The sequence below is a fragment of the Paenibacillus sp. KS-LC4 genome, from assembly GCF_036894955.1.
GTDB lineage: Bacteria > Bacillota > Bacilli > Paenibacillales > Paenibacillaceae > Pristimantibacillus.
Genome location: NZ_CP145905.1, coordinates 5,685,827 through 5,698,804, shown reverse-complemented (window position 1 = coordinate 5,698,804; position 12,978 = coordinate 5,685,827). Strand labels below are relative to the sequence as shown.

Annotated in this window: 9 protein-coding genes; all 9 read left to right on the top strand. The window is 49.7% G+C overall.

Features of this window, described 5'->3' with window-relative positions:
* Positions 1-9 precede the first annotated feature (9 nt).
* A complete protein-coding gene (locus V5J77_RS24170) occupies positions 10-1,275 on the top strand; it encodes a peptidoglycan DD-metalloendopeptidase family protein (RefSeq protein WP_338553340.1) in 1,266 nt (421 codons plus the stop codon).
* A gap of 272 nt (positions 1,276-1,547) precedes the next feature.
* Positions 1,548-3,083 (top strand): S41 family peptidase, encoded by a 1,536-nt coding sequence (locus tag V5J77_RS24165; RefSeq protein WP_338553339.1) that lies wholly within the window; start codon positions 1,548-1,550, stop codon positions 3,081-3,083.
* Positions 3,084-3,224: 141 nt separating this feature from the next.
* Complete coding sequence (locus V5J77_RS24160) at positions 3,225-4,562, top strand: PDZ domain-containing protein (RefSeq protein WP_338553338.1); 1,338 nt, start codon at positions 3,225-3,227, stop codon at positions 4,560-4,562.
* A gap of 320 nt (positions 4,563-4,882) precedes the next feature.
* Positions 4,883-6,889, top strand: coding sequence for an excinuclease ABC subunit UvrB (gene uvrB, locus V5J77_RS24155; protein ID WP_338553337.1), 2,007 nt, complete (start codon positions 4,883-4,885; stop codon positions 6,887-6,889).
* Between the two features lie 42 nt (positions 6,890-6,931).
* Positions 6,932-9,814: an excinuclease ABC subunit UvrA gene (gene uvrA / locus V5J77_RS24150; protein WP_338553336.1), complete on the top strand. Its 2,883-nt coding sequence runs from the start codon at positions 6,932-6,934 to the stop codon at positions 9,812-9,814.
* 466 nt (positions 9,815-10,280) lie between these two features.
* Positions 10,281-10,493, top strand: a complete 213-nt coding sequence (locus tag V5J77_RS24145) for a hypothetical protein (protein WP_338553335.1) — start codon at positions 10,281-10,283, stop codon at positions 10,491-10,493.
* Between the two features lie 192 nt (positions 10,494-10,685).
* Positions 10,686-11,267: a TetR/AcrR family transcriptional regulator gene (locus V5J77_RS24140; protein WP_338553334.1), complete on the top strand. Its 582-nt coding sequence runs from the start codon at positions 10,686-10,688 to the stop codon at positions 11,265-11,267.
* Between the two features lie 79 nt (positions 11,268-11,346).
* A complete protein-coding gene (locus V5J77_RS24135) occupies positions 11,347-12,222 on the top strand; it encodes a transporter substrate-binding domain-containing protein (RefSeq protein WP_338553333.1) in 876 nt (291 codons plus the stop codon).
* Positions 12,223-12,300: 78 nt separating this feature from the next.
* The gene (locus tag V5J77_RS24130; protein ID WP_338553332.1) at positions 12,301-12,945 is read left to right on the top strand and encodes an amino acid ABC transporter permease; all 645 of its coding nucleotides are present in this window, start codon (positions 12,301-12,303) and stop codon (positions 12,943-12,945) included.
* The last annotated feature ends 33 nt before the right edge of the window (positions 12,946-12,978 follow it).

Here is a 12,978-nt window from a genome sequence, read left to right as displayed (position 1 = left end):
GAAGCGTCGGTGAAGAGAAGAAATCTAATCGTTCTTATGGTGATAATGACGGTATTGCTCGTTCAGCCACTTAGCAGCAGTGCCGCTTCACTGGACAGCATTAACAAGCAGCTTTCAGATGCCAAGAAGGCCATTGACAAAGCGCAGAAGGAAGCTGATGCGACAGAGCGGCAAAAGACGGAAGTATCGACGCTCAAATCTGATGTACAAGCCTCCATCAAAACCGTATTGGCACAGCTGGATGCAGTTGTCGTCAATATGAATAATACGCAAGCAAAGGTTGACCAAACGGAAACGGAGCTTCAGCAGGCCGGTGCAGAGCTGGTTGAGGCAGAAGGCCGTGTTAAAACGCGCGACATTTTGATCCAGCAGCGTTTGCGGCTTATGTATGAGAACGGCTCGGTGTCGTATCTTGATGTCTTGCTGAATGCGAGCAGCTTTTCCGATTTTCTCGACCGTTTTGATTCGCTTCAGCTGATTTTAAGCCAGGATCGCAGCATTTTAGAGCAAAACAAAGCCGATCAGGCATTGGTTGAGGAGAAAAAAGCCGAGGTCGAGCACAAGCTTGAAGAAGTCAAAACGATGTACGCCAAGCTGCAAAAATACCAAAGCGAGCTAGCGAAAAAAGAAGCAGAGAAAAACAAGCTGGTTGCCGAATACGATCATCAGCTTGAGGATCTCGAAGATATAAGCGCAGAGCAGGAAGCGCTAATGATTGAATTTGCACAGAAGGTATCCGAGCTGGAGGCCGAGAAGGTAGCGAAGCTGGAAGCGGAAAGAATCGCGAGGGAAAAAGCCGCAGCAGCGGCTGCGGCCGCTGCTGCGGCTAAAGGAAATGGCAGCAGTGGAGGCGGAAGCGGCGGTACCGTCTATACGGGTGGAAAGCTGGGCATGCCAATTTTCGACTCGTATCGGGTTAGCTCGGGCTACGGCTACCGGATTCACCCCATAACGGGCTCAAGAAAGCTCCATACCGGCATTGACTTTGCAGCTCCGCAGGGAACAGCAATACATGCGGCAGAAAGCGGCGTTGTTCTTATGGCGCAGCGCTGGAGCGGTTATGGCAATGCCGTCATTATCGACCACGGAGGCGGCATGTGGACACTGTATGGCCACATTCGCGAAGGCGGCATTAAAGTAAGCAAAGGCGACAGTGTTACAAAAGGCCAAAAAATTGCCGAGGTTGGCAGCACAGGCAATTCGACAGGGCCGCATTTGCATTTTGAGGTGCGGATTAATGGTTCAACAACGGATCCAAGCAGCTATTTAAAATAGGAAGAGCAGTAGCATGAGGCAGCCTTCGGGCTGCCTTGTTCGAAATTAAAGCCATGATACGACTCTTCTGCTTCTGTACGAAACGGGCGTTGCCATCCAAGGATGGCAACGCCGTTTACGCTTGAAAGATATGGAATAGGCAGGTCGCTGGGCAGACGCAAATAAATGGACAGAACTTGTCATATACTAGGGCGTGTCTTCCAAGCGGAAGGCATGAACTGAAGTAGGTTCTATTTAATGCTTTGGTCAAACGAGAAGGTGGTGTCCTGAATATGCAGTTTAGAGGCCGTACAGTCATTGCTTTTGTAATGATTACGATGCTCGCTTCTGTTCTGGTCACGCTTGTAGTGGCCCGCGATCTTGTCGTGGGAAGCTATCAGGCGTCAGGCTCCGCTCCGGCAACTGCCGAAACTAGCGGGCAACATGAACTGAATGAAGCCGAGATTGACAAAATGAATGCGGTGCTGGATTTGATTGAAACCAAATACGTGAAGAAGACGGATCGAGAAGAGCTTGTAGATGGTGCGGTCAAAGGCATGCTGGAATCGCTCGATGACCCTTACTCCGTTTATATGGAGAAGACGTCGGCTCAGCATTTTTCCGAATCCATCGAAGGATCGTTCACAGGTATTGGTGCGGAAGTGACACTGCAAAACGGCAAGCTCGTCGTCGTCTCTCCGATTAAAGGCTCCCCTGCCGAACGGGCGGGGCTGCTGGCGAAGGATGTCGTCATTTCGGTTAATGGAGAGAAGCTGGAGGGCCTTGGACTTAATGAGGCGGTAGACAAAATTCGCGGACCGAAGGGGACGAAGGCTAAGCTGCAAATCCAGCGTTCAGGCACAAGCGAATCGATCCAGCTGATTTTAATTCGGGATGATATTGATGTGGAAACGGTATATGCCCATTTGTCCGATGACCGGATTGGTGTCATTGAAATTAGACAGTTTTCGCTCAATACAGCCGAGCGCTTCAAGGAAGAGCTTGCTCGTCTGGAGCAGGAGGCGAAGCAGCAGTCAGCAGGGCAGGCTCAGATGCAGTCTGGAGCCCAGATAAGCGAAGGAGCAGGCGATAAGGAGCGACAAGGCCTTAAGGGGCTCGTAATTGATGTCCGCAATAACCCTGGCGGCGTATTGCCGGTCGTTGTGGAAATTGCCGAGCAGTTTATTGCCAAGGGCGATGTGATTGTACAGGTGGAGGATCGCGACGGCAAGCGTGAAAAAACGCTGTCAAAAGGCAGCAGCAAAGCTTATCCGGTCGCCGTAGTCATGAACAAAGGCAGCGCCAGCGCCTCAGAAATATTGGCAGGAGCGCTTGGCGAGGAAGCTGGGGCGATGCTTGTCGGCGAGACGACGTTCGGCAAAGGAACGGTGCAGGTCAGTTATAATAAAGCGCTGGGCGATGGCAGTCTGGTGAAAATGACGATTGCCAAGTGGCTGACGCCGGAAGGCCGCTGGATTCATGAGAAGGGCGTTGAGCCGACGATTGCTGTAGCTCCACCTTCGCTTTACACCGTTGCGCGGCTGACCATAACTGAAACGCTGCAGCGTGATATGAACAATGAGCAAATTCGCAGTGCGCAAATTATGCTTAAGGGGCTTGGTTATGAGCCGAAGCGTGACGATGGTTATTTCAATGAGGAAACCGTGCAGGCGGTCAAGCAATTCCAGAGGCAATCGAGTCTGGCGGTGACAGGGAAATTGGACTCGTCGACAGCGGTAGCATTGGAGAAAGCAGTCGTTGCTTGGATTAAAGACAAGAACAACGATGTGCAGCTTCGGGAAGCGATTGAACGTGTAGGCAGGAAATAACGTCTCGTTGTCGAATCCATAACAAGGTTGACTCTGTCTTCGGAGTCAGCCTTTTCTTTTGAGCAGACATCAGGCATGAGACGGGAAAAAGCCGCTAGGCGGACAGAGGAACAAGTTGGTAAATGTGAAGGAGTGTATGCGGTGAGTCAGGCTCTTGCTTTGTTGCAGCAATTTCAATTGGCGTTGCTTCAACTGCTGGTACAACCTTTTTATTATGTGGCTATTTTATTTATATTGCTCCAATACACGAAGCAGATTAAGCTTGAACGGCAGTTGTTTGCCGTTAAGCTGCATATATGGCCCCGGCTGCTCGGCCGGGCAATCGTCACAGGCTTGCTGGTAGGCATAGCAGTATCTTTCATAGGGGCTTTTATCGGCGTTTCCGTTACGCAGCAGTCGGTCATGTGGCTATGGGGCGTATCCGCGCTGCTCATGCTGTTTCGCATCCGCTATTTATGCTTTGCTTATGCGGCTGGCGTGCTTGGCCTGCTGCAATGGATCGTTGGGTTTACGCCGCTTGCTTCAGGCGAGGGCATAGCGGGTAAAGCAGCAGCCTCGCTCGCAGCCATGGATATGACAGGGCTGTTCTTGCTGGTAGCTCTGCTGCATTTGGCAGAGGCGCTGCTCGTGCGAAAGCAGGGCGGCAAGCTGGCGACGCCCCTGTTCCTCTCGGGCAAGAGAGGGAAAATTGTCGGCGGCTACATGCTGCAAAGCTTCTGGCCAGTCCCTCTGCTGCTGATCGTTCCCATTGGCGGAGGTACGGGTGCAGATGCTTCAACAACCGTTTTGCCATGGACATCGCTGTTTGGCGCGGACTGGTCGCAGGGCTGGACGATAGCTGCGTTGCCAATGATTATCGGCTTTAGCGAACTGACACGCTCGATGCTGCCTGAGGAGAAGGCCAAGCACGCTGCGAAAGGCTTGCTGCTTTACAGTGTCGCACTCGCAGCCGCAGCCTTGCTGGCTTGGTGGCTGCCCGTGCTGCTGCCCCTTGCCGCGCTTTGCTCGCTGCTGCTCCATGAAGCGATTATCTGGCGCAGCCGCAGCTTGGAAAATGCCAGCAGCCCGCTCTTCGTTCATGACCAGCGCGGCTTGCGCTTGTTAGGTATTTTGCCGCAAACGCCAGCTGAGGCGCTGGGGCTTCAGGCAGGCGAGATTATATCAAAGGTTAATGGCGTTCCCGTGCATTCGAAAACAGATCTGCATGCCGCGCTGCATCTCAACTCGGCTTTCTGCAAGCTGGAAGTGCTGAACTTCGAGGGAGAAGTGAAATTTGTTCAGCGTGCACGTTATGAAAATGAGCATCATCAGCTCGGGGTTATTTTGGCGCCGGACGAGGATGCGAATTTCTATGCGGCATCAGGCCCAGCTTCGCTGCTTGATTTGTTGAGGAATAAGCGAACTGCGCATCGCCGGAGCTCATCTGCAGCGTCGGCCCCTGTGAATGGCGCTGCTGCTAGCGAGAAAACATCAGTATAGCTGCAAGCAGAGGCGCTTTACGAAATGATGGCCACTGCCCGAAATGACAATATTGGCTGGAGTGGCTCCCTCTCCAATAGAAATCAAAACCGCACTGACAGACTTTTCCTGCTGCCAGTGCGGTTTTTTAATGTAGGGAAATTTAGCTGGTTGCAACGGAGAATGCTTAGAGCTATAATGAACGGGAACACATATTCTTATAAAGGGCACACTTGCCTTTATTCAATTAATTGTAACAGCATGAACAAATGGAGGCTTGCTGCTTCTTTTGCACGATATAGACTATACTGATAGATAGCTGAGGAAGGAAGAAGGAGTGGATGGCTGAAGTGAGTAATTTTGCACCGCAAGCCCGCAATTTTGAGCTTAAATCCAATTATACGCCGCAAGGCGACCAGCCGCGTGCGATTAGGCAGCTAGTTGAAGGCGTTGAAGCAGGAGAGAGGTTTCAAACGCTGCTGGGAGCGACTGGAACGGGGAAAACCTACACGATTGCCAATATGATTGCGCAGGTTAATCGGCCTACGCTCGTAATTGCGCATAATAAGACACTCGCAGCGCAGCTGTGCAGCGAATTCAAGTCATTTTTCCCCGATAATGCCGTGGAGTATTTCGTTAGCTATTACGACTATTTTCAACCGGAAGCTTATATTCCTTCAACCGATACGTATATTGAGAAGGATTCGAGCATTAATGAAGAGATTGATAAGCTGCGCCACTCTTCGACAAGCTCGCTATTCGAGCGAAGAGACGTCATCGTCGTGGCCAGCGTCTCCTGTATTTACGGCTTAGGCTCGCCGAAGGAGTACGGCAGCATGCTGCTGTCGCTGCGCGTGGGGATGGAGAAGCCCCGCGATGCGATTTTGCATAAGCTCGTCGATATTCAATATCAGCGCAACGATATTAATTTTATTCGTGGCACGTTCCGTGTCCGCGGCGATATTATAGAGATTTTTCCCGTTGCCAATAATGAGCGGGCGATTAGAATTGAATTGTTCGGCGATGAGATAGAACGGATTACGGAAATTGATGTTTTGACCGGCGAAATCGTGGGCGAGCGTGAGCATGTAGCTATTTTCCCGGCGTCTCACTTTGTTACCCATGAGGAAACGATGAAGCTTGCGCTCGTTAATATTGAGCGAGAGCTGGAGGAGCGGCTTGCCGAGCTTAAGGAAGCAGGCAAGCTGCTGGAAGCGCAGCGGCTTGAGCAGCGTACGCGCTATGACATCGAGATGATGAGCGAGATGGGTTTTTGCTCTGGCATTGAGAACTATTCAGGGCCATTGACATTCCGGGAGCGCGGAGCGACACCGTACACGTTGTTCGACTATTTTCCGGATGACATGCTCATTGTTATTGATGAGTCGCATGTCTCGCTGCCGCAAATTCGCGCGATGTACAACGGCGACCGGGCAAGGAAGGAAATGCTCGTCAACCATGGATTCCGGCTGCCGTCAGCGATGGACAATCGGCCGCTTAAGTTCGAGGAGTTTGAAGCGAAGGCCAAGCAGACGATTTATGTTTCCGCTACGCCGGGCCCTCTTGAGCTGGAGCAATGTCCGACGATGGTAGAGCAGATTATTCGGCCAACAGGCCTGCTTGATCCAATCATTGAGCTTCGGCCAACGAAGGGACAAATTGATGATTTGCTAGGCGAAATCCGCGATCGGGTTGCGAAGGATGAGCGGGTATTAGTCACGACGCTGACGAAGAAGATGGCGGAGGACTTAACCGATTATTTTAAGGAAATTGGTGTGAAGGTGCGATATTTGCACTCGGATATTAAGACGCTGGAGCGGATTGCAATATTGCGGGATTTAAGACTTGGCGTGTTCAACGTGCTGGTTGGCATTAACCTGCTCCGGGAGGGGCTGGATTTGCCTGAAGTATCGCTGGTAGCGATTTTGGATGCGGATAAGGAAGGCTTTTTGCGCTCGGACCGCTCGCTTATTCAAACGATTGGACGTGCGGCGCGTAACAGCGATGGCCGGGTCATCATGTACGGCGATAAGGTGACGGATTCAATGAGCCGTGCGATTAAGGAAACGGAACGTAGGCGGACGACTCAGGAAGCTTTTAACGAGAAGCATGGCATTACGCCGCAGACGATTCGCAAGAAAGTAATGGAGGTTATTGAAGCGACTAAGGTTGCCGAGCAGAAGGCTGATTATTTGGCAGATGCCGGATCTGGCAAAATGTCGAAGAAGGATCGTCAGTCGATGATTAATAGATTAGAAGTCGAAATGAAGGAAGCGGCGAAAAACCTGCAATTTGAGCGGGCGGCTGAGCTTCGGGATGCGTTGTTGGAGCTGCGTGCGGGAATGTAGAAGCGCAAGAAGAGAATGGATAGGAAAGAGGAGGCAATAAGATTGGGAAGCGACAAAATTGTAGTAAAAGGCGCTCGTGCACACAATTTGAAAAATATTGATGTCACCATTCCGCGCGACAAGTTTGTTGTATTGACAGGTTTGAGCGGCTCAGGAAAATCGTCCCTTGCATTTGATACGATTTACGCCGAAGGACAGCGCCGTTACGTGGAGTCTTTATCTGCCTACGCAAGACAGTTTCTCGGCCAAATGGAGAAGCCAGATGTAGATTCTATCGAAGGCTTGTCTCCGGCGATATCCATTGATCAGAAGACGACGAGCCGCAATCCGCGCTCTACTGTAGGTACCGTAACGGAAATTTACGACTACCTTCGTTTGTTATACGCACGAATCGGCAAGCCGCATTGCCCAGAGCATGGGATTGAAATTACTTCGCAGACCGTAGGGCAAATGGTCGATCGCATTATGGAGTACCCGGAGAAGACGAAGCTGCAAATTTTGGCGCCGCTCGTATCCGGTCGCAAGGGTGAGCATACGAAGCTGTTTGCTGATATCCAGAAGCAGGGCTTTGTCCGCGTTCGCGTCAATGGTGAGCTACGCGAGCTCAGTGAGAAGATCGAGCTGGAGAAAAACAAGAAGCATAACATTGAGGTCGTTGTGGACCGCATCGTTGTCAAGGCAGACGTGCACAGCCGCTTGGCTGATTCGATAGAAACGGCGCTCAAATTGGCCGATGGCCGGGTGCTCGTAGATGTCATGGAGCAGGAAGAGCTGTTGTTCAGCTCAAACCTGGCCTGTCCAGTATGCGGCTTTAGCGTCGAGGAGCTCGCGCCTCGGATGTTTTCGTTCAATAGCCCGTTCGGTGCTTGTCCGGATTGCGACGGACTAGGCGCGAAGATGATTGTCGATCCAGATTTGCTCGTTCCCGATATGAGCAAATCTATTAAAGAAGCTGCTTTTCTCGCTTGGGCTGGAAGCACGTCCAATTATTATCCGCAGTTTTTAAGCTCGGTTTGTGAGCATTACGGCATACCACAGGATGTGCCGGTTTCTGAGCTTAGTGATGAGCAAATGAATAAGCTGCTATATGGTACTGGTGGAGAACGCGTTCGCTTCCTATATGAAAATGACTTTGGCCATCGTAAAGAAGCCTATGTACCGTTTGAAGGCATCGTCAATAATTTGGAACGGCGCTACCGCGAGACAGCGTCTGATTCCATGCGGGAGCACATCGAAGCTTATATGAGTGCCAAGCCTTGTGGCGGCTGTAAAGGACAGCGGCTGCGAAAGGAAACACTTGCGGTTACGATCGCTTCCCAGAACATCGCGCACGTTACTTCGCTCTCTATTGGCGATTCGCAGCGCTTCTTCGAAGGACTGGTATTAACGGAGAAGGAGCAAACGATTGCCAATCTAATTTTGAAGGAAATCAACAGCCGTCTAGGCTTCCTAGTCAATGTCGGGCTGGAATATTTGGCGATGAATCGGGCGGCTGGAACGCTGTCCGGCGGTGAGGCGCAGCGAATTCGATTGGCAACACAAATCGGTTCGAGTCTGATGGGCGTTCTTTATATTTTGGATGAGCCGAGCATCGGACTTCATCAGCGGGACAATGATCGGTTGATTGAGACGCTTGTGCATATGCGGGACATCGGCAATACGCTAATTGTTGTAGAGCATGATGAGGATACAATGCTGGCTGCTGACTATATTATAGATATTGGCCCTGGTGCGGGCATTCATGGCGGTACCGTTATCGCGGAAGGCACACCGGCGGAAATCATGCAAAATGAAAATTCATTGACGGGTCAATATTTGAGCGGGCGTAAGTTTATTGAGGTGCCGCTGGAGCGCCGTGCAGCGGGAGACAAATGGCTGGAAGTTCGCGGTGCGAAGGAAAACAATTTGCGCGGTGTCAATGTAAAGATTCCGCTTGGCATTTTTACGGCGGTTACTGGCGTATCTGGCTCGGGCAAATCAACCTTCGTCAATGAAATCGTCTATAAGACGCTCGCGCGTGATTTGAACCGAGCGAGAACACGGCCTGGACAATATAAAGAAATGCGCGGCATCGAGCATTTGGAGAAGGTTATTGATATTGACCAATCGCCAATTGGCAGAACGCCACGCTCGAATCCTGCTACGTATACGGGTATGTTTGACGATGTGCGTGATCTTTACGCTTCTACCAATGAGTCCAAGGTGCGGGGCTATAAGAAGGGTAGATTCAGCTTTAACGTGAAGGGCGGCCGCTGCGAGGCTTGCCGTGGAGATGGCATTATTAAGATTGAAATGCATTTCCTGCCTGATGTGTATGTCCCTTGCGAAATTTGCAAAGGCAAGCGATACAATCGTGAAACGCTGGAAGTAAAATATAAAGGCAAGAGCATTTCTGATGTGCTTGAAATGACAATTGAAGACGGCTGCAAGTTTTTCGAGAATATTCCAAAAATTCAGCGCAAATTGCAGACGCTGCTTGATGTAGGCTTAGGTTATATGTGCCTGGGACAACCTGCAACGACATTGTCTGGTGGCGAAGCACAGCGTGTTAAGCTGGCTTCCGAGCTGTATCGCCGGAGTACGGGGAAAACGTTGTACATTTTGGATGAGCCGACGACAGGCTTGCATGCCGATGATATTGACCGTCTGTTGATGGTTTTGCATCGTCTTGTTGATTCAGGTGAATCGGTACTTGTCATTGAGCATAATCTCGATGTCATTAAGACAGCCGATTATTTGATTGATTTGGGACCGGAGGGCGGAAGCGGCGGCGGCTTAATCGTTGCGACTGGAACGCCGGAGGAAGTGGCGAAGGTAGACAGCTCCTATACGGGCAAATACCTGAAGCCGATTATGGAGCGAGATCGGGAGCGGACCATCCAGCGGCGCGAGACGCAAGTGTCCGTTGCTGCGGCGTCTAATTAGATCTGATGATGTTAGGTTAGGCTAGCCCACTGATGTGTGGGTTAGCCCTTTTTTTCTTTGTCTGATTGAAATTCATCCCTATTCCATGATGGCCGCATGTTATAAGGTTGGGCAAAGCTGGACAACGTATAAGGAGATAGTGGAGGAGGACTTGCTTGGTTGGTAATCGGGCAATCGTCATGCTTATTGGACAAACGTGACAAAGTTGTTACGAAAACAGATTCGGACTTGCGTCAGGCGCATGGAAAAGATAACATATAGGTTAGGATAGGATGCGTGTGGCCAAATCGTTTTTTTTTGAAAATATAGGAAAGGATATGAGGTTTCTATCTTTTCTCTATATTTCTCGGAATGAAACGCGCCGCGTCGTCAGAGGACGACGAAAGCCGGTTCACCTTGGTTTGGAGGACAGGTCCTAAAGCAAGTGAAATGGAGCAAAAGCTTAACTGTGGGAGGGGTCATTCACATGTTTTTGGCAGAAGAAGCAGCACAAGCAACCAGCAACATTAACACGTTTGACTGGTTTATGCTTGCGTTTACAATTTTGTTATTGATCGGCTTTGTCCGGTTGGTGAAAGAGCGCAAGAAGAACATTTTTGCAATTGGTTTCACAGCTGTATCTTTGGGATTGTTTTTGTTTATTGATTTCATCATGATCACCAAAGTATGGCTGGCATAAAGACGAATAAGAAGGACCGTCCAGGTTGAATACGACTTGGACGGTCTTTTTTTGTTAGCCACTTGACAATATACGAGTGATCCGATAGGATTTAAATAAAAACTGACTGACGAGTCAATCAATGGAGGCGATGCTGGTATCGGAACCGTAGATCGCAATAGGGCGAACAATGCGGAGCGCAAACGCCAAATAATGGAGTCCGCACTGAAGCGTTTTGCCCTTCATGGTTACCATTCGACGAAAGTATCGGATATTGTAGCGGATGCTGGAGTAGCGCAGGGCACTTTCTATTGGTATTTCAAAAGTAAAGAAGCTATTGCTATAGAAATTGTACAGGACGGACGGGAGCGGCTGCTTGCGGTTATTGGACAAGGCTATCGAAAAAATGCCGGCTCGGTGCACGATATGGTGTCAGCCTCGGAGCATCTGCTGGCCGAGCTCTTCCATTTTGCGCAGGAAAACCGCTATTTAATGGGTATGCTGCTTGACGGCACAGGCTTCAGCGAAGTCGTTAGACAGGAAATAACGGGCACTCAAATGGCGATGGAGCAATCCTTTGTACTCAATATTGAACGCGCCACTGAGCTGGGTATGCTGCCCGCTGCGATTGATGCCAAGCTGCGAGCGGCATTTCTGATGAGCCTCATTGAAGGCGTGTTGTCCCGTTGGTTGTTTCGCAGCTCCCTGGATGGCGATGCTATTGCGGAGAAATCTCCGGAATTGCTGGCTGCGGAAACGGCACGCTTTGAATTTTTCGGTTTATTAGGCATTTAGCTGCATTTCCCTGTGAAAGCCGGACACATTAATAAGCAAAACTAAAAAATTAGAGAAGCAATGAAGGAGAGAGTGGAAGATGAAGATTCAACTGAAAAAACAAACGTTATTGCTGATGACAGCTATTTTGCTGCTGGCGGTTATTGTGGCGGGCTGCGGTTCGAAAAACGAAAACAACGCAAGCAGCGGCAATGCGGGTACGGCTTCCCCTACAGCAGAGACAGCAGCCTCTGATAATTTGCTGGAGCAAGTGAAGCAAGCGGGTGTTATGAAGGTAGGCTTGATGGGAACCTATGCCCCTTATAACTTTTTGAACGATAACAAGGAAATGGATGGCTTTGATGCCGATATTGCCAAAGAAATCGCCAAACGCCTTGGTGTAAAAGCTGAGTTTGTCGCACAGGAGTTTTCCGGCATGATCGCTGGACTGCAGGCGAAGAAGTTCGATGTCGTTATTAGCCAAATGACGATTACCGACGAGCGCAAGGAGCAAATGGATTTTACGGAGCCGTACATTACGAACTCTGTAAAAATCATCGTAGCCGAAAATAACGATACGATTACGAAGCTGGCTGATTTTAAAGGCAAAAATATTGGCGTAGGCCTTGGCACAAATGACGAAACGTATCTTCGCAAAACAGCGATTCCAGAAGTCGGCGACTTCACGATTAAAACCTACGATGATGTTATTACTTCGCTGAAGGATCTGAATGCCGGACGTATTGATGCGACAATCAACAATCTGTATGCTCTTAAACCAATCGTTGAGAAAAATGGCTTCAAAATCAAAGCGGTTGGCGAGCCTATTAAATCGGACAATGCAGGCATCGCCGTTCGCAAGGACAACCCGGAGTTCCGTGACGCGCTGAATGAGGCTTTGAAGGCGATGAAAGCCGACGGGACATATAAAACTATTTTTGTAAAATGGTTCGGTGAGGAGCCAGCGGCTGAATAAGCCCGGCCCTCGTCACAATAAATGGATTTATAAGCTTTACCTCGCGAAACCACGTAGACGGAAGGGAACCTTCACGTTATGAATCTCGTTTTTGAAAATTTCTCTTTTCTGCTTAAGGGAGCGTATTACACGCTGCTGCTGACGATAATGTCGATGTTTTTTGGGCTCATAATTGGAGGAGTAGTTGCGATAGCCCGTTTAAAGGGTAACCGTCCCATTCGGCTATTGGCTCGGGGATATGTCTCGATTATTCGTGGAACCCCGGTGCTTATCCAAATTTTTGTCGTTTATTATGGCTTGGCGGACTATAAAATTATATTAGGGCCACTTACGGCAGCAACGATTGCACTAAGTATTAATGTGGGTGCGTATTTGTCGGAAACGTTTCGTGGAGCGATTTTGTCCATTCCAAAAGGGCAAATGGAGGCCGCATATGCAACAGGCATGACCTCTTGGCAGGCGCTTTATCGAATCGTGCTTCCGCAGGCGGCAAGGGTAGCCATTCCACCAATGGGAAATACGTTTATTGGAATGCTTAAGGAGACATCGCTCGTTTCAGCTATTACTGTAACCGAGCTGCTGCGTCAGGCGACCTTGCTTATAGCACAGTATTACGTCTATATGCCGTTTTATGTGGGAATTGGAGTTATGTATTGGGTGATGAGCACCGCTTTTTCAGCTATATTGGAGTCGATTGAGAAGCGCTTGTCCAAGGCTTATTAAAAATATAAGCAATGATAAGCTTCATTCTTATAA

Coding starts and splice junctions, on each gene's coding strand:
- V5J77_RS24165 (WP_338553339.1), top strand. CDS start 1,548: ATGCAGTTTAGAGGCCGTACAGTCATTGCTTTTGTAATGATTACGATG.
- uvrB (WP_338553337.1), top strand. CDS start 4,883: ATGGCTGAAGTGAGTAATTTTGCACCGCAAGCCCGCAATTTTGAGCTT.
- V5J77_RS24145 (WP_338553335.1), top strand. CDS start 10,281: ATGTTTTTGGCAGAAGAAGCAGCACAAGCAACCAGCAACATTAACACG.
- V5J77_RS24140 (WP_338553334.1), top strand. CDS start 10,686: ATGGAGTCCGCACTGAAGCGTTTTGCCCTTCATGGTTACCATTCGACG.
- V5J77_RS24135 (WP_338553333.1), top strand. CDS start 11,347: ATGAAGATTCAACTGAAAAAACAAACGTTATTGCTGATGACAGCTATT.
- V5J77_RS24130 (WP_338553332.1), top strand. CDS start 12,301: ATGAATCTCGTTTTTGAAAATTTCTCTTTTCTGCTTAAGGGAGCGTAT.